Origin of the sequence: Bacteroides sp. An279, assembly GCF_002159615.1 — a bacterium.
In the GTDB taxonomy this organism is placed as follows: domain Bacteria; phylum Bacteroidota; class Bacteroidia; order Bacteroidales; family Bacteroidaceae; genus Phocaeicola; species Phocaeicola intestinalis.
In genome coordinates, this window is the sequence record NZ_NFJA01000018.1 from 1 (window position 1) to 20,273 (window position 20,273).

General features: G+C 47.1%; 16 protein-coding genes and 2 tRNA genes. 10 read left to right on the top strand and 8 right to left on the bottom strand.

The features are described from left to right. The 4 genes from B5F78_RS05015 to B5F78_RS05030 form a co-directional block, all read right to left on the bottom strand. Window positions 1–2,122 (bottom strand): ABC transporter permease (locus tag B5F78_RS05015; protein ID WP_087406191.1); only part of this gene is annotated, 2,122 nt, incomplete at its 3' end. Between the two features lie 136 nt (window positions 2,123–2,258). After that, complete coding sequence (locus B5F78_RS05020) at window positions 2,259–2,867, bottom strand: GIN domain-containing protein (RefSeq protein WP_162608491.1); 609 nt, start codon at window positions 2,865–2,867, stop codon at window positions 2,259–2,261. 133 nt (window positions 2,868–3,000) lie between these two features. Further along, a complete protein-coding gene (locus tag B5F78_RS05025; RefSeq protein ID WP_087406193.1) occupies window positions 3,001–4,251 on the bottom strand; it encodes an efflux RND transporter periplasmic adaptor subunit in 1,251 nt (416 codons plus the stop codon). A gap of 131 nt (window positions 4,252–4,382) precedes the next feature. Further along, window positions 4,383–5,777 carry a TolC family protein gene (locus B5F78_RS05030; RefSeq protein WP_225226476.1) on the bottom strand — a complete coding sequence of 465 codons (1,395 nt, stop codon included), beginning with the start codon at window positions 5,775–5,777 and terminating at the stop codon, window positions 4,383–4,385. Window positions 5,778–6,053: 276 nt separating this feature from the next. Between B5F78_RS05030 and B5F78_RS05035 the strand changes: the two genes are divergently transcribed. The 3 genes from B5F78_RS05035 to B5F78_RS05045 are packed head-to-tail and all read left to right on the top strand — an operon-like array spanning window position 6,054 to window position 9,955. Next, entirely contained in the window at window positions 6,054–7,430 is a 1,377-nt protein-coding gene (locus B5F78_RS05035; protein ID WP_087406194.1) for a sigma-54-dependent transcriptional regulator, read from the top strand. Then, the gene (locus tag B5F78_RS05040) at window positions 7,420–8,724 is read left to right on the top strand and encodes a sensor histidine kinase (RefSeq protein ID WP_022041288.1); all 1,305 of its coding nucleotides are present in this window, start codon (window positions 7,420–7,422) and stop codon (window positions 8,722–8,724) included. Before B5F78_RS05035 ends, B5F78_RS05040 begins: the two co-directional genes overlap by 11 nt. A 40-nt stretch (window positions 8,725–8,764) precedes the next feature. Beyond that, a complete protein-coding gene (locus tag B5F78_RS05045; RefSeq protein WP_087406195.1) occupies window positions 8,765–9,955 on the top strand; it encodes a DUF1810 family protein in 1,191 nt (396 codons plus the stop codon). A 401-nt stretch (window positions 9,956–10,356) separates the two neighbouring features. On the opposite strand, the gene B5F78_RS05050 is transcribed toward B5F78_RS05045, so the two are convergent. Both B5F78_RS05050 and B5F78_RS05055 read right to left on the bottom strand, forming a co-directional pair. Beyond that, window positions 10,357–10,427 (bottom strand) — tRNA-Gln (locus B5F78_RS05050). Between the two features lie 48 nt (window positions 10,428–10,475). Next, window positions 10,476–10,546, bottom strand: a tRNA-Gln gene (locus B5F78_RS05055). A gap of 235 nt (window positions 10,547–10,781) precedes the next feature. Between B5F78_RS05055 and rsfS the strand changes: the two genes are divergently transcribed. The 3 genes from rsfS (at window position 10,782) to B5F78_RS05070 (ending at window position 14,227) form a co-directional block, all read left to right on the top strand. Beyond that, window positions 10,782–11,141, top strand: a complete 360-nt coding sequence (gene rsfS, locus B5F78_RS05060; RefSeq protein ID WP_087207267.1) for a ribosome silencing factor — start codon at window positions 10,782–10,784, stop codon at window positions 11,139–11,141. Between the two features lie 21 nt (window positions 11,142–11,162). Next, on the top strand, window positions 11,163–13,229 hold the full coding sequence (gene ftsH / locus B5F78_RS05065) for an ATP-dependent zinc metalloprotease FtsH (RefSeq protein ID WP_087406196.1): 2,067 nt from the start codon (window positions 11,163–11,165) through the stop codon (window positions 13,227–13,229). A 158-nt stretch (window positions 13,230–13,387) separates the two neighbouring features. Beyond that, window positions 13,388–14,227 (top strand): phosphatidate cytidylyltransferase, encoded by an 840-nt coding sequence (locus B5F78_RS05070; RefSeq protein ID WP_022041293.1) that lies wholly within the window; start codon window positions 13,388–13,390, stop codon window positions 14,225–14,227. Here the strand turns inward: B5F78_RS05070 and lpxB are convergent. Both lpxB and surE read right to left on the bottom strand, forming a co-directional pair. Continuing rightward, window positions 14,216–15,367: a lipid-A-disaccharide synthase gene (gene lpxB, locus B5F78_RS05075; protein ID WP_022041294.1), complete on the bottom strand. Its 1,152-nt coding sequence runs from the start codon at window positions 15,365–15,367 to the stop codon at window positions 14,216–14,218. The two genes, B5F78_RS05070 and lpxB, sit on opposite strands and share 12 nt — an antisense overlap. Continuing rightward, a complete protein-coding gene (gene surE / locus B5F78_RS05080) occupies window positions 15,364–16,137 on the bottom strand; it encodes a 5'/3'-nucleotidase SurE (RefSeq protein WP_022041295.1) in 774 nt (257 codons plus the stop codon). Before surE ends, lpxB begins: the two co-directional genes overlap by 4 nt. Window positions 16,138–16,514: 377 nt before the next feature. Here surE and B5F78_RS05085 point away from each other — a divergent pair, with 377 nt between their 5' ends. From B5F78_RS05085 to B5F78_RS05100, 4 genes are read left to right on the top strand one after another with little or no spacing between them, the layout of a single operon-like run. Next, window positions 16,515–17,285, top strand: coding sequence for a ParA family protein (locus B5F78_RS05085; RefSeq protein WP_022041296.1), 771 nt, complete (start codon window positions 16,515–16,517; stop codon window positions 17,283–17,285). Window positions 17,286–17,312: 27 nt separating this feature from the next. Then, window positions 17,313–18,212, top strand: coding sequence for a ParB/RepB/Spo0J family partition protein (locus B5F78_RS05090; protein ID WP_087250261.1), 900 nt, complete (start codon window positions 17,313–17,315; stop codon window positions 18,210–18,212). A 12-nt stretch (window positions 18,213–18,224) separates the two neighbouring features. Then, window positions 18,225–19,019, top strand: coding sequence for a DUF5683 domain-containing protein (locus B5F78_RS05095; RefSeq protein WP_239473441.1), 795 nt, complete (start codon window positions 18,225–18,227; stop codon window positions 19,017–19,019). Between the two features lie 36 nt (window positions 19,020–19,055). After that, window positions 19,056–20,267, top strand: coding sequence for a transglycosylase SLT domain-containing protein (locus B5F78_RS05100; RefSeq protein WP_430746806.1), 1,212 nt, complete (start codon window positions 19,056–19,058; stop codon window positions 20,265–20,267). Window positions 20,268–20,273: the final 6 nt, after the last annotated feature.

Here is a 20,273-nt window from a genome sequence, read left to right on the forward strand (position 1 = left end):
GGAGGATTTCGCCCGTGGTGCTTCCGAATATCTTACGGATGCCTATCTCCTTGCGGCGGTACTCGCTCTCGAACATGGTGAGCCCGAACACGCCTATCATGCTGATGACGATGGCGAGCAGGGAGAATAGCAATATCTGGCGGGTGAAGCGCAGTTCGTTGCGGTAGGCATTGTCGAGCACCTGGTCCATGAACCGGAAGTTGAAGTCATGCCCCGGCGTGAACTTTTCCATTGCCTTTTGCAGGGAGCGGATAACGGCTACCTTGTCCGTTCCGGCGGAGATGCGGACGTTGACGGTGTTTTCGTAACTCCAAAGTTTGGCTTTGCTGACGTAAATGAAAGCCATTGGTTCGGTGCTGTCATTGTTTCGGAATGTGCTGAACTTGATATTCTCGCAGAAACCCACTACGTTCCAGTCGCCCGGAGTAGAGGGCATATCTACTGCCATCCATGGATATTTCTTCCGTGCGGCTTCATTGAAGATGTACACGCCATTATCGCTGGGCTTGAAATTACGTCCATCGGTAATGCGGATGCCCATTACGTCTAAGTAACGGTAGTCTACCGGGAAACAGGCGAAATTAATGCTCTTGTCTCCTTCGCCTCGTCCCCAACTCATATAGGTATCTCCCGAATTGAGCACGAATTGCGAAAACGCTACGCCTTCTACGCCCGATATCCGGGAAAGTTCTTCTACTACAGCGTCTTTTTGCTTCCGTGCTTCTTGAGTCATTTCGCCCACGATGATAGCATCCTTGTCATAGCCATATTCCGAGGTGCGGATGTATCGGCTTTGGGTGTACATGATTCCGATAGCGATGATGAGCATAAACGCCACGAAGAACTGGAAGCAGACTAATATCGTGCGCAGCTTCCTCCCTTTAGGCGAGAGCCCGAACGAACCTTTCAGCACGAGGGCAGGAGGGAACGAGGTGACGTAGAAAGAAGGATATAATCCCGCCAGCACGCCAATCAAAATACTGATGCCGAACGTGGCGGCTATTAAAGGAAGATGTTTGCTCAGGCTGAGGTTTGCCGTCACGAGGTCTTGCACGCCTGAATCGCGCAAGATGAGCAGCAATACGATGGATGCCGCAAAGGCTATGAGGCTGATGAGTACGGATTCCGCCAATAGCCCTCTGCGCAACGAACCGGTAGTGGCTCCCAATACCTTTTGCGTGTTGATGCTCTTGATGCGCATCGGCGTTTCGGCAAGGGTGAAGTTCATGAAGTTAATGGCAGCTACGATGATAATCAGGAACGATACGCAGATGAGCAGGTAGACCGTGGTGCGGCTGCTGGCGCTCTTGTTGCCGATTTTCGAGAAATGCACTTCCGATAGGGGAGCAAGGTTGAAGAAGTTGGAATTGTCTTTTTCTTGCTTGAGACCTTCCCTCAAGTCGCCTGGCGCAACTTTAAGAAGCTGCTGGAAAGCCAGCTTTTCCACTTCGGAAACATTTGCCGGATTGTCCAGCCGGTAATAGCAAGTGTAGTTCCAGTTTCCCCAGTCGTTTTTGTCTTGGTCAGGGTCAAACGGCATAAAAATATGATTGCCTATCTGCGAGTTTTCGGGAAAATCTTTGTAGACACCGCCTACGGTCACGGGTTTGTTGTCCGATTGTTTGCCTTGGAACAGCATTTTGCCTACGGCATCCGTGCTTCCGAACATACGCATAGCCATCGAGGCGGGAATCAGCACGTTGTCTTTCTTTTCCAACGCATCAGTAGAACCCGCTATCATTTCGGGCTGGAACACTTTCATAAAGTCGCCGAAACCGAAGGCGGTAGTTTCGTTGAACAAGTTTCCGTTCACTTCATAATCGTTGTCGTTTACCCATCCGGTCATGGCGTATGCCTGCACATGCGGCGAAGCTGTGCCAATCAGTTCAGCAATGGGGCGCGGAGTCCAAAGCTGCCAGCCCCATTCCTCGTTGGGTTTGATTTCCAGCCGGAATATCTTTTCATAATTCTTATACCCTTTATTGAAATTCAAATCATAGTCCACCTGCGTCATGATGACGAAGAAGGAGGCGAAGGCGATTGCCAGCCCGATGATGTTCAGGACGCTTGCCGTGAAGAAGCGCCGGAAGGTATGCGAGAAATTGCGTGCTAAGGTGTTCATGTGGTTATTTACGATTTTGCGATTTACTATTTACGATTTCTTTTCACCACAGATTACACAGATTCATCAATTGATTTTCTGCGTGCCCTGTGGCTCTGCATTTTAAATTTATTAATCTGTGTAATCTGTGGTGAACTTATTCCTCGACTTTCAGCCGGCGGTCATTGATTTTGCTTAAGAAGCCGTCTTTGATGTCTGCCGAACGCGCCTTGCCGCTCAGCTTGAGCGAACTGACTCCATCGGCACGAGCTTTCAGCTTATCGCAATACACGTTGACATTGCCTTTGCCCACACCGTCGATATCTATCTGTACTGTCTGACAATGCAGGTCGGCGATTTTTATAGTGCCGACGCCGTCTATTTCGAAACGGATGTCTTCGGCTTTTAGTGGTTCTTCGCATTTGAAGGTGCCTACGCCATCTATTTCCACTTCATCGAGCGTGGGGGCGGAGAGATAGAGGGTTGTACCTTGAATGTTCTGCTCCCGTTTGCCCTCTTTCCGTTGGTCGATGATTAGTGTGCCGTTTTTTACTGTGGTGGTGAGTCGGTCCAATTCTTCGGCTTTGCCTTCTATACGGCACGCCCACGTGTCGCCTTGGGTGAAGCGGACGGTTGCCACGCCGTCGATACGGATGGAAGTGTAGCCGCTGATGTCGCGCGTTTCGCTGGTCTGGTTGTCTTTTGCCATGCAGGCGTTGAGGCTTGCGCCGAGAAGTACGATGAGTGAAAGGATAATCTGTTTCATAAATTTCATGTTTTTAATGGTTGTTGTATCGTTCGAGGGGTCGAATCGGGCTTTTTTCACCACAGATTACACAGATTTATCAAATTATTATTCTTCATTTAATAAATCTGTGTAATCTGTGGTGAAAAATCCGTCATTTCAGGATGAGCACTTCGTTGTCCTTGTAGCTTTCGTAGCCCGAGACGATGACCCGTTCGCCTTGCTCTAGGCCTTCCAGCACCTCGTAGTATTGGGGGTTCTGGCGTCCGATGCGTATCTGGCGGCGGTATGCTTTCTTGCCGTCCTTGTCGAGGACGAAAATCCAGTTGCCGCCCGTTACTTGGAAGAATGTGCCTTTCGGGATGAGGACGCTTTGGGTCGGTTCGCCCAATTGCAAATCGATGTAATACGTCTGTCCGCTGCGGATATTTTCGGGGCGGTTGCCTTCGAAGACAAGGTCGGTGCGGAAACGTCCTTCGCGCACTTCGGGGTAGACTTTGCGCACCTTGAGGCTGAACGTTGCTCCCTGCCGTTCGAAGGTGGCTGGCAGCCCGTTGGTGACGCGGTCGATGTAGTGCTCGTCTATCATCGCTTCAATCTTGAAGTCGGAAAGGTCGTTGATTTGGCCTACCATCTGTCCGGCAGTGATGTTCTGTCCCAGTTCCACATCCAGCAGTCCCAGTTCTCCGTCTATCGGGGCACGCACTTCCAGCTTGTCCTTGCGCTCGCGGATGAGGAGGACGTTTTGCCGCATGTTGTGCAGGTTGTCTTCCATCTGGTCCATTTGGATGGTGCGGTAAATGGAGTCTTGCACAAGGCGTTCGGTGATGAGCTGGTGCTGTTTCTGCGCCACCTGGTAGTCTTCCTGCGCTTGCAAATATTCTTCGCGGCTGATGAGCCGTTCGTTGTAGAGCCGTTCGTATTGTTGGAAGGTGCGGAGCTTGCGGCGTGTGTCTACATCGAGCTGTACTTTTTCGGTCTCATTGTTCAGCTTGTCTTGCTGCATGGTCACTTGCGTGTTACGCAAAAGGTTTTGTTTTTCGGCGAGTTCCGATTCGGCGTTCAATATCTGCAGGTCGAGGTTCGAGTTGCTCAGGCGGAGGATGACGTCGCCTTTCTTCACGTGCGCGCCTTCCTCGACTACTTTTTCCTGCACGATGCCGCCTTCTTCGGGGCTGAGCTGCACGATAGAAATGGGTTGCACTTGTCCGTTGAGGCGGATGTAGTCGTTGAACTCTCCGTAGGTGACGTTGGCGATGTTGAGTGCGTCGCCGTCGATGCGCAAGGTGGATGCGTGGTTGCCGAAGATAATCCATACCAGCAGGGCGAGGATGACCGCGCCGCCTGCGATGTAGGGGATGTGTTTCTTCTGAATGCCTTTTTTCTTTTCGAGTTGAATATCCATAATTTTAAAATTTACGATTTTGCGATTTACTGTTTACTATTTACGATTCTTCATTCCTTATTCTTTTTTGAAACGCAGATTCACGCAGATTTTCACAGATTATAATTTTTAATGATTAAGCCCAATCTGTGTTAATCTGCGATAATCTGCGTTTCTTTAGTAGCATTTCTCTCTTCATTCCGAATGATTTCCTCTCCTTTATAATAATCTACCAGGCGGCACTTCATTACGTAGGTGAGTTTGCTTTGCAGCAGTCCGGTCTGGCTTTCGAGGAGGGTGGATGCGTTGTTCTGCACATCGAGCGAGGTCATCAGTCCTTCTTCGAACTTGCGGCGTGTGACGCGGTAGGCGATGGAGTCGGAGGTGACTTTCTTTTCCATCTGCAGGCTTTCCTTGAGGAATCCTTCGCGGTCTTGCACGGCTTGCAGCACCAGTTTCTGCAAGGCTTCTTTCTGTGCCTCGTATTGCTGGGTGGCGATGAGGTAGTTGTTTTTTGCCTGCTTCACACCAATGGAACCGGACATGCGGTTGAAGATGGGGATGCTCATCGAGATGCCGAAGTAGGAACCGAAGTTGTTCTTCATCTGGTCGGCGAAGTTGTCGTAGCCGCTTTGGTGTAACTCTTTATAATAAGAGGAGGAGATACCGCCGAAGATGCTGATGGTGGGGAAGAGCGAGCCCCACGATATTTTGCGGTTCATCCGCGCCACTTGCTTGTTCATCTCCGACTGGCGCAGGGTGGGGTTGCAGTTGAGGGCGATGCGGAACACATCGTCGGCGTTGTCTGCCGAGAGCCGCACCTGTTCGATGACGGGTGTGTCTATCAGCCGGGTGTCGAGCACGAGGGTATCCGCTACGGGATAGTTCATCGTCTGCTTCAGGGTGAGCATTGCCGTCTCATAGAGGTTGCGCTGATGGGTCAGGTTGTAGGCATCGGTGGCTTGCTGGGCTTCCATTTGTGCCACGTCCGCCATGCCTTTCAGCCCCAACGCTTCTTGTCGGCGGGTCTTGTAAACTAATGAGTCGCTTTCTACCAGCTTCTGTTCTGCCAGACGGGTTGTTCCGTAGTAATAAAGAGCGTCGATGTATGCCTGGAAGGTTTCGAGTGCGGTATTGTCTTTCGCTTCCTGCAGGGCGGCTTTGCCTAACAGTTCGTTCGCTCTTGCCCGCCGCACTTGGTTGATAAGGCTTCCTCCCTGAAAGATAGGCATCGAGCCTTCCATGGCATAGCCGTTGTTGAACGTAGATTGTGAGATGTAGGTGTTGGTTCCGGGGTCTACCGAACGTCCGTAACTGTACTGTGCACTCACGCTTCCGCTTACTCCGGGCAGGAATTGCCCGATAGCCTCTATCTTGTCCAGCCGGTAGTTGTCGGCTTCCAGTTTCCGCTGCTTCACGGTACGGTTGTGTTCTACAGCGTATGCCATGCAGCGGTCGATGTCCCATGCTTCTTGGGCGGTTGCCGACAGGCTGCACAGGCAGAGCAGCATGCCCATTGATTTTCGTATGTTCATATTCTTTTTCATATTTTGTCTTTGTTTCTGTCAAATCAATAACAAATATCGTGCCAGAAAATTAAATGATTGTTTTTCTGCTTGTTATAAAAAAGCTCATTTGACGGAGTGTCAAAAAATTAGACACTTGGTGTCAAAAAATTAGACACTTCCTATGAAAGGGCGTATTGTTTCTTTGTGTATCTTTGCAGACAGAAAGATGAAACGCAGATTAACGTAGATTTTCGCGGATTAATAAAAATCAGCGTTAATCCGCGTTAATCTGCGTTGAAAAAATCAGAAACAACAATGGCAAAACAAGGAACTTTATTGGTGGTGGATGATAACCGCAACATCTTGACTTCTTTGCAATATTTGCTGGTAGATTATTTCGGGCAGATTCTGACACTTGACTCTCCCGTAACGATACCGACTGTACTGGCTCAAAACGGTGTAGATATAGTATTGCTGGATATGAACTTTTCTTCGGGCATCAACAACGGGAACGAGGGACTTTACTGGCTGAAGGAAATCCGTCGATTGCGTCCGCAGGCGGCAGTGGTGCTGTTTACGGCATACGCCGATATCGACCTTGCGGTAAGAGGGATTAAGGACGGTGCTGCCGACTTTATCGTGAAGCCGTGGAACAATGACAAGTTGATTCAGACTTTACTGGATGTATATCGTAAAGTATGCAACGGACGAAAGGAGAAAAAACGTGCAATGTTGGTCTCGGAAGGGAATGATACGACAATGTATTGGGGCAATTCGGCAGCTATCCGCCCTTTACGTACATTGGTGGAAAAAGTCAGCACTACGGATGCCAATATTCTGATTACCGGCGAGAACGGTACGGGCAAGGATATGCTGGCACGTGAGATACACCGCCTTTCGAACCGGAAAGACGGACCGATGGTCGTGGTGGATATGGGTGCCATTACCGAATCGCTGTTCGAAAGTGAATTGTTCGGTCATGTAAAAGGTTCGTTCACCGATGCCCATGCCGACCGTATCGGACGCTTTGAGGCTGCCGATGGCGGAACCTTGTTTTTGGACGAGATAGCCAATCTGCCTTATTACCTGCAGGCAAAACTGCTGACCGCCATTCAGAAGCGGAGTTTCATCAAGGTAGGAAGCAACCTGCCGCAACCTACCAATATCCGCCTGATATGTGCCACCAACCGTGATTTGGACGAAATGGTGCGCAAAGGCGAATTCCGCGAAGACTTGCTTTACCGCATCAATACCATTCACCTGCATATCCCTTCGTTGCGTGAACGCAAAGAAGACATCTTGCCGCTGGCACGGATGTTTTTGGAACGTTATGCCAAGCAATACGGACGGACCAACGGTACATTTGCTCCCGATGCGGCAGCCCGGCTATTGGCATATCCGTGGTACGGGAATATCCGTGAATTGCAGCATACGATTGAGAAAGCTGTGATTTTGGCGGATGACGGTGAGTTGCGTGCCGAATCGTTGCAGTTGGCTGATATGGCAGAAAGAGAAAACGCATCGGGGACTGAAGAAAAAACAGAAATGGCATTTCACACCTTGGATGAAATGGAGCGTACGATGATTCAGCAAGCTATCGGACAGTGTGACGGCAACTTGTCACAAGCAGCCGCCAAGTTGGGAGTAACCCGGCAAACGCTTTATAATAAGATGAAACGGTATGGCTTATAAGTGGTTTTATGCAACGTTTGTCCGTCTGGTAGCTTTGATGGGTGGAATAGCATTGCTTACGGCCGGTATCTTGGAAAAGGTTTGGTGGGCAGGCATTGCAGGAGGAGGATTATGCGTTATAGTCGCATGGATATCCTATCAGATGCAACAACAATTGCGTGAGAAAAGCTGGCTGATGCTGGAAGCCATCCGTAACCGTGACTATTCGTTCCGCTTGCCTCTTTATGGCTTTTCGGGTGGAGAACGTGTGTTGCAGGAAACATTGAACCAGTTCGGTAGCCTGATGGGTGAACAGAAGCAACTGATGGAACAGCGGGAACGGTTCTACGAACAAATATTGTCGAGTGTAAGTTCAGGGGTAATCGTACTGGATGAAAATCACGTTGTCGTACAAACCAATCCGGCAGCTGCGCGGCTGTTGGGAATACCGATACTTAGCACGCTACGTCAGCTGGAACGTTTCGGTACCGAAGTTCCATACTTGTTGCGTACACTGAAAGCCGGAGAACGGTGCAATCTTCAGTACACAACAGGAAAAGGTGATGTGCAATTGTCGGTGCGGGCAACCGAGATGCAGCTGGGCGGGAAGAATGTGCGTATCCTTACTTTGAACGATATCCGCAATGAACTGGACGCAAAGGAATTGGATTCGTGGATTAAGCTGACTCGTGTACTGACCCACGAAATTATGAACTCCATCGCTCCCATTTCTTCGCTGAGCGAAACATTCCTGAAGCGGAAAGATGTCGTAAACGGTCCATTGTACGACGGTATCCGTGCCATTCACGAGACATCGACAGGGTTGATTTCGTTTGTAGACAGTTACCGCAAATTTTCAGCCTTACAGAAACCTTCTCCCGAACCTTTCTACCTGATGGACCTTTTGAAGCAGATACAAGGGCTGAGTCTTGTGCCCGAGACAGTGGCACTTACTTTGCAGATAGAACCGGTAGAGCTGATGCTGTATGCCGACCCGAACCTGATTCGGCAAGTATTGATAAACATTTTGAAAAATGCGGTACAGTCTATCGGTGGGAACAAAGGGCGCATCCACATACGTGCCTACAGTGCAGCTGATGAGCATGTTTTTATTTATATCAGTAACGACGGTCCGGTAATTCCGGAAGAGGAAGCCGAACAGATTTTTGTTCCTTTCTTTACCACTCGTATCAATGGAAGTGGCATCGGTCTTTCACTTTCCCGCCAGATTATGAAACTTTCGGGAGGGAGCATCAGCTTGTTGCGTGCCGGCACTAACGGATGGAACACCACGTTTGTCTTGGAGTTTGAATAACGTATTACTGGAGATTGTATCACATTAATATTCTATTACTATGCAAATAGACCGATTCTTGACCGCACAACAAAACACGTATGCAGAAGCTCTTGCCGAGGTAAAGGCTGGACGGAAAACTAATCATTGGATTTGGTGGATATTCCCACAACTGAGAGGGTTGGGTATAAGTGAAACTTCTGATTATTATGGTATTGCAGACTTGAAAGAAGCACAGGATTACCTGAAGCATCCTGTATTGGGAAATCGCTTGCGCGAAATCACCCTTGTTTTCCTGAATACGGATAAAAGTGCTGAAAGCGTATTTGGTACGCTGGACGCAATGAAAGTACGCTCGTGTATGACTCTGTTCAACCAAGTAGCTACAGACGACCTGTTTCGGCGTGTGTTGTGCAAGCATTTCGGTGGAGAACAGGACGCGCTTACGCTCCGCTTGCTTCGTTCTTCTTCGAAAAACTTTCTGGCAGGAGCTGCGGCAGGCGATATCATCGGTTCGGTTTATGAATGGCGTGGATGTAAAACCCCAGACTTTCCTTTGTTTGGCAAAGATTCGAAATTTACCGACGATACCGTAATGACCGTAGCTAATGTTCGCTGGTTGCTGGAGAAAGGAAGCCTGACGGACATTATGCAGGACCTTGGACGCAGGTATCCCCATGCCGGGTACGGAGGTATGTTTAAGAAATGGTTGAAAGAGGAGTATCCTCAGCCTTATAATAGTTTTGGAAACGGAGCTGCCATGCGGGTCAGCCCTGTGGGATGGGTATTCGGTACACTTGAGGAAACCTTAGATGCGGCTCGGGAAAGTGCATCGGTTACTCATAATCATCCTGAAGGTATCAAAGGTGCACAAGCTACTGCTGCCTGCATTTTCCTGGCACGCAAGAATCATCCGAAAGAAGCTATTAAGGCATACATCGAGGAAACTTTCCATTACAATCTGGACCGTACATGCGATGAGATACGCCCCGCTTATCGTTTCGATTCCCGGTGTCAAGGCTCTGTTCCCGAATCTATTATCGCATTTTTGGAAAGTGCTGATTACGAAAGTGCTGTCCGACTGGCTGTCTCGTTAGGTGGCGATACTGATACGATGGGTGCCATTGCCGGAAGCATTGCCGAGGCCTATTATGGAGGTGTTCCCGAAACTATTCGGGAAGAAGTCTTGAAAAGATTGCCGGAGGAATTTGCAGACTTGTTACACAGGTTTTACACAGAATATATGGAATAGAAATGGATTAGGTTGCATGAGCGATTCTATGCTTTGAACGGTGTGTTGTCTTTACTGTATCGTTTGTAAGATTATCAATCTTACAGCGTGAAGATTAATAATCTTTCGGCGTGAAGATTAATAATCTTACAAGCAAGGCAGTCATGTTTCTTACCACAGACACAGAGGTGCACAGTGTTTTTTTAATTTTTCCTCTGTGGTACTTTGTGTCCTCTGTGGTGAGAAAATGCACAATTTCATACCGCGCAAAATATAATGTTCTGGTTTGGCTTGGAAAAGAATCCGATGGACATAATGTGTACGGGCGCAAAATCCGGCTTGACAAACTTTTTGTAGAAATTCAAAACAGTTTTTAAATGAAAAGACCGTCTCAAATCAAGTTTGAAACGGTCTTTTTTATGTTGGGCTACTCGGATTCGAACCAAGAAAAACAGGACCAGAATCTGTTGTGTTACCATTACACCATAGCCCAAACACATAATATAATTATCTCCTCCCTGGAGACAATCACTTATTGAAGTTGGGCTACTCGGATTCGAACCAAGAAAAACAGGACCAGAATCTGTTGTGTTACCATTACACCATAGCCCAAAATCATGTCATTAACCGATGTTACGATTTTGACGCTGCAAAGGTACAACTTTTCTCTAACATAGCAAGGATTTTGAAGTTTTTTTTCAAAAAAATACAAAAGAAAGAGAGAATTAAGTGTCAATCTTTCGTGATGTACAGAAAACCAAGTATATTTGCCGCATGTTCTCTTTATATTAATAGAGAAGAAACCATTAAAAACAAATTTTTAAAACAAAACAAAGGACAGAACGTAATGAACGAAACAAAACTTTTAGTGCAAAAAATAACAGAAGGCATTCAAGAGAAAAAAGGCAAAAACATCGTAATCGCAGACTTAACCAATATAGGAGATACCATCTGTAAGTATTTCATCATTTGCCAAGGAAATTCCTCCAGTCAAGTTTTGGCTATTGCAGATTCGGTAAAAGAGTATGTAAAAAAAACGACCGGAGAAAGAGTATACGGTATGGACGGAGTGCGCAATGCACAATGGATAGCCATGGATTATGGCGATATTCTGGTGCATGTATTCTTGCCCGAAGTCCGTTCTTTCTATAATTTGGAGAATCTTTGGGCAGATGCAAAACTAACAACAATCCCTGATTTGGACTAACCATTCATTTTCATATACATCATGAGCGAAAATCAAAACAACAATATCAATAATACTCCGAACAATAAGCCTAAAATCAATGTGCCTCGTCCTAACCTGACGTGGCTTTACGTGGTAATAGCGCTTGTATTCGGCTTTCTTTACTTGTCAAGTGATGAAGGCAGTGCAAACAAAGAAATATCCTATACCGAATTTAAGGAAATGGTAAAAAAAGGATATGCCAGCAAAATCATCGCTTATGACGATAACACGGTGGAGATGTTTATCAAACCTGAACACATCGTGGATGTATTCAAACAAGATGCCAGCAAAGTCGGAAAAAGTCCTGCTGTGACTATTCAAGTCGGTTCTATAGATACATTGGATAAATTTCTTGATGAAGAACAGGCTAATGGACACTTTACGGGGTCTGTCAGTTATGAAAAGCGGAATAACTATTTTGGAATGATTTTCTGGAACATATTTCCGTTTTTGCTGCTGATAGCCATCTGGATTTATGCCATGCGGCGCATGAGCGGAGGTGCAGGGCCAGGGGGAACTGGAGGTGTATTCAATGTAGGAAAAAGCAAAGCACAATTGTTCGAAAAAGGTGCCAACCGTGTGACATTCAAAGATGTGGCTGGTCAGGCTGCCGCTAAACAAGAAGTGCAGGAAATCGTGGACTTCCTGAAAGACCCGGAAAAATATACGAAGCTGGGAGGAAAAATTCCTAAAGGAGCTTTGCTGGTAGGTCCTCCGGGGACAGGAAAGACTTTGCTTGCCAAAGCAGTGGCAGGTGAAGCCGATGTGCCGTTCTTTTCGATTTCGGGTTCCGATTTCGTAGAGATGTTTGTGGGCGTAGGGGCATCGCGTGTGCGGGATCTGTTTCGCCAAGCCAAAGAAAAATCTCCCTGTATTATTTTTATTGATGAAATAGATGCCGTAGGACGTGCCCGTGGAAAAAACCCGAACATGGGAGGTAATGACGAGCGTGAAAATACCTTGAACCAGTTGCTGACTGAGATGGATGGATTCGGCTCGAATAGTGGAGTCATCATTTTGGCTGCGACTAACCGTGTAGATATTTTGGATAAGGCATTATTACGTGCAGGACGTTTCGACCGGCAGATTTATGTAGACTTGCCCGACTTGAACGAACGGAAAGAAGTATTCGGTGTACATTTGCGTCCGTTGAAGCTGGATAATACCGTTGATGTAGACTTGCTGGCACGCCAGACACCGGGATTCAGCGGTGCTGACATTGCCAATGTGTGTAATGAAGCTGCCTTGATAGCGGCACGTCACTCGAAGGAATCGGTGGGAAAGGATGATTTCTTGGCTGCTATCGACCGCATAGTGGGAGGTCTGGAAAAGAAGACAAAAGTAATGACCGCTGCTGAAAAACGTGCCATAGCCCTGCATGAGGCAGGACATGCCACTGTGTCTTGGCTGTTGGAGCATGCCAACCCGCTGATCAAAGTAACCATTGTCCCCCGTGGAAGGGCATTGGGGGCTGCCTGGTATTTGCCGGAAGAACGCCAACTTACTACCAAGGAACAAATGTTGGATGAAATGTGTGCTACCCTGGGAGGACGTGCGGCAGAAGAGATTTGTGTCGGACAAATCTCCACGGGTGCCATGAATGACTTGGAGCGTGTCACCAAACAGGCTTACGCCATGATAGCTTTTGCCGGCATGAGCGACAAATTGCCCAACCTGTGCTATTATAACAATGATGAGTACGCATTTAATAAACCTTACAGTGAACATACTGCTGAAATCATTGATCAGGAAGTGCAGAAAATGATCAATGAGCAGTACGCTCGTGCTAAAGAGCTGTTGCAACAACACCGTGAAGGACATGCACAACTGGCGCAGATGTTGATAGAGCGTGAAGTGATTTTTGCCGAAGACGTGGAAAAAATATTCGGCAAACGGCCTTGGACTTCCCGCTCGGAAGAAATCATGGCAGAGGAGCATAAGTCTGAAACGGCCCAAATAGAAGCCGGACAGTCTAAAGCATTGCCTGAAAATGCTGCCCGGGAAGAAAACGAAGGACAGGAAGAGGAGTCCCCAAAGACTTCGGAGCAAACTGGTGAAAACAAGTAAATAAGTCAATCGAGGGTGTATCAAAATAGAAATGGGCTTTCATTTTGTCATTCTGAGTGCCCATTTTCCGCAGGAAATAGGCACTCAGAATGACCTTACTTTTTGATTGTCGTTTTTTATTTTGAGACAGCCTCGGTTGATGGATAAACATAAGTACCATGAAAAATAATTTTCTACAACGGACTATTACAGGTGTCATTTTTGTCGCCGTATTGGTAGGATGTATTCTAGGAGGTCCTATCTCGTTCACCATTCTGTTTTGCGTCATCAGTGCACTGACCATCAACGAATTTGGCACACTGGTGAACGCAACCGGTCAGGTACAGATGAACAAATCTATCACTATCCTGGCAGGAGTGTTCTTGTTTCTTTGCTTCGGATACATTGGAGTCGTTCCGGGAAGTAACGAAATATTCATACCTTACCTGTTTCTTATCTTGTATTTGTTTATCAGTGAATTGTATAAGCAGCAAAAAGACCCTATCAACAATTGGGCATATTCTATGATGAGCCAGCTCTACATCGGTCTTTCGTTTGCCTTGCTGAACCTGCTGGCTTATCACAACAGTGCAGCGACTAGCGTTTCGCAGTATAATCCGGTATTACCTTTGTCTATTTTTATCTTTACATGGATAAACGATACCGGAGCTTATTGTACGGGTATGCTGTTCGGAAAGCACCGTTTGTTTGAACGTATATCTCCTAAAAAGTCATGGGAAGGCTCAATTGGCGGGGCTGTGTTTTGCATCATTGCAGCTGTTGTGCTCTCTCATTATTTTACCTTTCTCACAATGGGTGAGTGGATTGGCTTAGGATTGACCATCGTGGTGTTCGGCACATGGGGAGACCTGACCGAGTCACTTTTCAAACGGACATTGGGCATCAAGGATTCGGGAAACATCCTGCCTGGACACGGAGGTATGCTCGACCGTTTCGATAGTACACTGATGGCGGTACCTGCAGCTGTGGTTTACTTATATATTCTTTCATTGATATAACCGTTTCTTATATGCCGACAAGGCTTGCAGCATCTGGCGGGCAGCCCGTCCGGATGCTCCAGCCTTTCCTAGAATCTGTATCAGGCAATCGTAATTTTCCAGCATCCGTTTACGTCGCTCGCTGCCTGGCAAGATGTATGACAATTCTTGTTTGATTGCTTTTACCTGCATATCACCTGCTACCAGTTCGGTCACGACTTCCTTGCCGGCTATCAAGTTGACCAATGATACAAAGGGTACTTTTAGAATCATACGTCTCAATAGCGAGACCAGTTTTCCTGCAGCGGTGTAATAGCATACTACCTGAGGCGTACGGAAAAGTGCAGTCTCAAGCGTGGCTGTACCCGAAGTGACCAGTGCCGCTGTAGCATGGGAAAGCAAACGATAAGTTTCGCCAAAGACTATCTTTGTATCTGCATCCATGTACCGGCGGTAAAAGTCTGCCTCAATGCCCGGAGCACCGGCTACTACAAACTGATAGTCTGGAAAATATCGTGAGGCCTTTATCATCCTACGCAGGTTGTCTTTTATCTCTTGTTTTCTGCTCCCTGCAAGTAAAGCGATAATCGGTTTCTGCTCCCAGTTATGTGCAGAGACGAAAGTTTCGAATGTTTCGTTGAAGTTTTTCCGGAAAGCATCGACGGCATCCACGCACGGATTGCCCACATAATGTACCGGGAAATGGTATCTCTGATAAAACTCCACCTCGAACGGCAAGATGGAAAACATTGCGTCTACATCGTGCTGGATGTTTTTGATGCGGTATTCTTTCCATGCCCATATCTTAGGGGAAATGTAGTAAAAGATGGGGATTTCGGTGTGCAGCTTGATGTACTGGGCTATTTTCAGGTTGAAACCCGGATAATCCACCAGTATCAGCACATCAGGATTCCAGGCTTCCACATCGTTCTTGCAGAATTCCATGTTGCGGAGAATCGTCCGCAGGTGTAATAGTACAGGGATGAATCCCATGTATGCCAGTGATTTGTAATGCCGGACACACGTGCCGCCCACTTCTTTCATCAAGTCACCTCCGAAGAACCGGAATTCTGCCTTGGGGTCTTCCTGGAGCAATGCACGCATCAGATTGGATGCATGCAGGTCGCCCGATGCTTCTCCTACTATCAGATAATATTTCATACGTCAAAGTTCCACGTTTTCAGTTCACGTACCATAGCATAGGCGGTTACGTCGATTTGGGTCGGAGTTATCGCCACATAATTGTGTGCCAATGCCCAATGGTCGGTGTCTTCGGCATCAGGCTCCAGATTCTTGTATTCGCCTGTTAACCAGAAATAGTTTCCGCCCCTCGGATGGTCGGCTTTTACAAACTCGTTCGTCCATACACCGTGTGTCTGCCGGCATATCAGTACTCCTTCTAAATCTGAGGTGTCGGGGAAATTCACGTTCAGGCATATCCCCTCGGGCAGTCCTTTTGCCAGGGTTTCTTCCACGATACGGCGTACGTAGGGCAATGTAGCAGAAAAATCAGCATCGGCACTGTGGTTGCACAACGAAAAGCCTATGGAAGGAATCCCTTTCAGACAACCTTCAATAACCACTCCCATTGTGCCCGAATAATGCACATTTACCGAAGAGTTGTCTCCGTGGTTGATTCCGCCAATCACCAAATCGGGCACGGCAGGCACAATGGCATGCAATGCCAGTTTTACGCAATCGACTGGAGTGCCCGAACATTTGTACAAAGCCAGCCCTGCTTCCTGCTGAAGCAAGGCATATTGTATGGGAGAAGCAGATGTGATGGCACCCGAAGCTCCCGAACGGGGACCGTCGGGGGCTACTACAATCAAATCTCCTACCGGGCGTAAGGCACGGATCAGTTCATGTATCCCTTTGGCATTTATGCCGTCATCATTCGACAACAGCAGCAGAGGTCTTTTCTTTGTCATATATTCCTTGATTTATATATCTGTTCTTGCAGACGCAAAGGTACAATAAATTTGCCAATGTGCCAAAATGACGAAACTCCTCAATGCATTTAATGCAGATAGCTTCGTGCGGGCTGGCACTTGTATGAAAGCTTTCCCGCATATAAGTGCATGGCTCTTTCCACCTGTGTGCAAAAGCATGATATCAGTTAATTTTACACAAGGCTTGATTAATCTTCACAAAGCAAGGCTGATTATTGCACAGAAATCGTTATATTTGCCCCGCGAAGTTATTAACAACCGGCATAAGTTATCAACAGTTTTGCAAAATGTTGCAAGAATGAGATACGCTATTTCGCCAATTATTTGTTACTTCGCAATCAGATAAACTGATTAATATGGGAAAAATAATTGCTTTGGCCAACCAGAAAGGTGGGGTAGGGAAAACTACCACTACCATAAACTTGGCTGCATCATTGGCTACACTCGAAAAGAAAGTATTGGTAATAGACGCTGACCCACAGGCAAATGCTTCGTCGGGACTGGGAGTCGACCTGAAAGACATCGATTGTTCCATTTACGAATGTCTGATTAACCAGAACGACATACGGGAAGCCATTTACACGACCGATATTGACGGATTGGACATCGTCCCTTCACACATTGACCTGGTAGGGGCGGAAATAGAAATGCTGAACTTGGATAACCGCGAGAAAATCATGAAGAAGGCGTTGTCTCCGATGGCAAGCGAGTACGACTACATTTTGATAGACTGTTCGCCTTCGTTGGGGCTGATTACCATCAATGCCTTGACCGCGGCCGATTCGGTCATTATTCCGGTGCAATGCGAGTATTTCGCACTGGAAGGAATCAGCAAACTGCTGAATACCATACGGATTATCAAGACGAAGCTGAATCCTTCGCTTGAAATAGAAGGATTCTTGCTGACCATGTTCGACTCGCGCTTGCGTCTGGCAAATCAGATTTATGACGAGGTGAAACGCCATTTTCAGGAACTGGTATTCAAGACCATCATCCAGCGTAATGTAAAACTGAGCGAGGCACCCAGCCATGGAATCCCTGCCATCCTGTATGATGCCGATTCGACAGGAGCCAAGAACTATCTGGCGCTTGCCAATGAGATAATCAACAAGAACACAAAACAATAACGACCCGTAATAATTACGCAACAAGACATGGCGGTACAAAAGAAATATGCATTGGGCAGAGGACTTGACGCCTTGATTTCTACCAACGAGGAAATCAAGACCTCGGGCTCTTCGTCCATCAATGAAATAGAGTTGGATAAGATATCGGTCAATCCGAACCAGCCTAGGCGCGAGTTCGACCCGATAGCTTTGCAAGAACTTGCCGACTCGATTGCAGAGATAGGCATCATCCAGCCCATTACCTTGCGCCAACTGAATGAAGACTCTTACCAGATTATAGCAGGCGAACGGCGTTACCGGGCTGCTATACAGGCTGGACTGAAAACCATACCTGCCTACATCCGGACGGCTGATGATGAAAATGTGATGGAAATGGCACTGATAGAGAACATCCAGCGCGAGGACCTTAACTCGCTGGAAATCGCCCTTGCCTACCAGCACCTCATCGAGCAATACGGACTGACCCAGGAAAGACTGAGCGACCGCGTGGGAAAGAAACGCGCTACCATTGCCAATTACCTGCGTCTGCTCAAATTGCCTGCCCCTATCCAGGTGGCATTGAAGAACAAGGAAATAGATATGGGACATGCCCGTGCCTTGCTGGCATTAGACGATCCCAAGACTCAGATACGCATCTTCAATGAAATCATTTCGCAAGGTTATTCGGTGCGGAAAGTAGAAGAAATCGTCAAGGCACTCTCCGTGGGCGAAAGTGTAGAGTCGGGCGGAAAGAAAATAACCCCTAAAGGAGCCAAACTATCTGAAGAATATACCCTCTTGCAAAATCACTTGTGTTCTTTCTTTGGAACCAAGGTGCAACTTTCGTGCAGCAACAAAGGAAAAGGAAAAATCAGTATTCCCTTCAATAGTGAAGCCGACCTGGAACGGATTATGGAGATATTGGATTCGTTACAACCTAAAGAATAAAAGCAGACTGTTTTGGAAAAGCAACCATTGACATACCTGACAACCTTTGTATTTTTGTTTTGCTTCTTATTTGGAGAAAGTACGGATGTATATGCCCAGCGTGCCCGCAAGCATCGTGAAGGAATATTAAAAGCAGACTCTATACGTGCTCAGAACCGGGCAGACAGCCTTGCTTTGCTTGACACGCTGGCTTGGCAAAGGCAACGCATTGAGGCACTGGAAGCACCGGTAGATACTGCCTTGCTTGCCCGTAAGAACGACTCTATCCAGCAGCAGATGCCGAAGATGGAAATCCAGAAGAAAAAATGGACTCCCAATGCCAATAGTGCCATTTGGCTTTCGCTTGCCATACCGGGAGCAGGACAAATTTATAACCATAAATATTGGAAACTGCCCATCATCTACGGCGGTTTCGTAGGATGTATCTATGCCTTGACGTGGAATGGACAAATGTATAAAGATTACTCTCAGGCATATCAGGACATCATGAGTGACAATCCTGCCAATGATAGCTATATGGATTTCTTACCGCTGGGATACACCCAAGAAGATGTCTTCAATCAGTTAAGCTATTTTCAAGACCTGTTCCAGCGACGGAAAGACGTATACCGGCGCCAGCGAGACCTTAGTATTTTCGCCTTTATCGGCGTGTACCTGCTATCGGTGGTCGATGCATACGTGGATGCTGAATTGTCAAACTTCGACATCTCCAACGACTTGAGCATGACATGGCAACCTGCTATATTTAATGACCCGCACCGTGGGCTACCACAAGGCATAGGCTTGCGATGCAGTATTAATTTTTAAGATATGATGAAAAAACTGTGTATTGGTATACTAAGTATGTTAGGGGCATCGACCCTTTATGCGCAACAGACGGACGAAAACAGTATAACCGTCCGCTCGGAGTCGGGGACGGAAGAAGTTATCGGATTACCCGAAGGCATGTTGTCGGAAACTGATAGCTTGTATCTCGACTGGATATCGAAAAACTACATCAACATCGGTGAAAACTGTGAGATGAATGCCGGGAATCCGGATGTGAGCGACTCCGTCTATATCGATCGGCTGCAACGCATTCCTGCTATCATCGAAATGCCGTATAACGAAGTTGTGCGTAAATTTATCGACATGTATGCGACTCGCTTGCGTCAGAAAGTGGCATTCATGTTGAGCGCAAATAACTTCTACATGCCCATCTTCGAAGAAGCACTCGATCTCTATAACCTGCCGCTGGAACTGAAGTACCTGCCCGTCATCGAATCGGCGTTGAACCCGATGGCTGCATCTCGTCAAGGAGCTGTAGGCTTATGGCAGTTCATGCTGAACACCGGAAAAGTCTATGGACTGAAGGTGACCAGCTTTGTAGACGAACGTCGTGACCCTATCAAGTCGACTCGTGCCGCCGCCCGTTACTTGAAAGATTTGTACGACATTTATCATGACTGGAACTTGGTACTTGCTGCATACAATTGTGGACCCGGTACTATAAATAAGGCTATTCGCCGTGCCGACGGGGAAAAAGATTTCTGGCAACTGTATAATTACTTGCCTAAAGAAACTCGCGGATATGTACCGGCCTTCATCGCAGCCAATTACATTATGACTTACTATTGCGAGCACAATATTAGTCCGATGGAAATGAAGTTGCCTGAAGGGACGGACACCATTCATATTTCACGTCCGCTCCATTTGCAACAAGTGGCAGAGGTGTGCAACATCAATATTGACGAGTTGCGTGCCTTGAATCCGGAGTTTAAGAAAGATGTGGTACCAGGCAACGAACAGCCTTATGCTTTACGGCTTCCAAGCAAGACGATGAGTTATTTCATCGATCATGAAGATAGCATTTATAATTATAAACCGGAAACTTATCTTACCCGGCGTTCCACCGTGGATATTCCTGAACCCAAAGCCGTGTATCACCGTATCCGTAATGGGGAAACATTGGGAGGAATTGCACGTAAATATGGTGTCAGCGTATCGCAGATACGGCGCTTGAATGGTATCCGAGGAAGCAATATCCGTGCAGGAAAATCTATCCGTATCCGATAGGTGAAG

Excerpts from the sequence above, each read along its gene's own strand:
- B5F78_RS05045 (WP_087406195.1), top strand. The coding sequence starts at position 8,765 with ATGCAAATAGACCGATTCTTGACCGCACAACAAAACACGTATGCAGAA.
- B5F78_RS05025 (WP_087406193.1), bottom strand. The coding sequence starts at position 4,251 with ATGGATATTCAACTCGAAAAGAAAAAAGGCATTCAGAAGAAACACATC.
- B5F78_RS05085 (WP_022041296.1), top strand. The coding sequence starts at position 16,515 with ATGGGAAAAATAATTGCTTTGGCCAACCAGAAAGGTGGGGTAGGGAAA.
- B5F78_RS05100 (WP_430746806.1), top strand. The coding sequence starts at position 19,056 with ATGTTAGGGGCATCGACCCTTTATGCGCAACAGACGGACGAAAACAGT.
- rsfS (WP_087207267.1), top strand. The coding sequence starts at position 10,782 with ATGAACGAAACAAAACTTTTAGTGCAAAAAATAACAGAAGGCATTCAA.
- B5F78_RS05030 (WP_225226476.1), bottom strand. The coding sequence starts at position 5,777 with ATGAAAAAGAATATGAACATACGAAAATCAATGGGCATGCTGCTCTGC.
- ftsH (WP_087406196.1), top strand. The coding sequence starts at position 11,163 with ATGAGCGAAAATCAAAACAACAATATCAATAATACTCCGAACAATAAG.
- B5F78_RS05035 (WP_087406194.1), top strand. The coding sequence starts at position 6,054 with ATGGCAAAACAAGGAACTTTATTGGTGGTGGATGATAACCGCAACATC.
- lpxB (WP_022041294.1), bottom strand. The coding sequence starts at position 15,367 with ATGAAATATTATCTGATAGTAGGAGAAGCATCGGGCGACCTGCATGCA.
- B5F78_RS05040 (WP_022041288.1), top strand. The coding sequence starts at position 7,420 with ATGGCTTATAAGTGGTTTTATGCAACGTTTGTCCGTCTGGTAGCTTTG.
- surE (WP_022041295.1), bottom strand. The coding sequence starts at position 16,137 with ATGACAAAGAAAAGACCTCTGCTGCTGTTGTCGAATGATGACGGCATA.
- B5F78_RS05020 (WP_162608491.1), bottom strand. The coding sequence starts at position 2,867 with ATGAAACAGATTATCCTTTCACTCATCGTACTTCTCGGCGCAAGCCTC.
- B5F78_RS05070 (WP_022041293.1), top strand. The coding sequence starts at position 13,388 with ATGAAAAATAATTTTCTACAACGGACTATTACAGGTGTCATTTTTGTC.
- B5F78_RS05090 (WP_087250261.1), top strand. The coding sequence starts at position 17,313 with ATGGCGGTACAAAAGAAATATGCATTGGGCAGAGGACTTGACGCCTTG.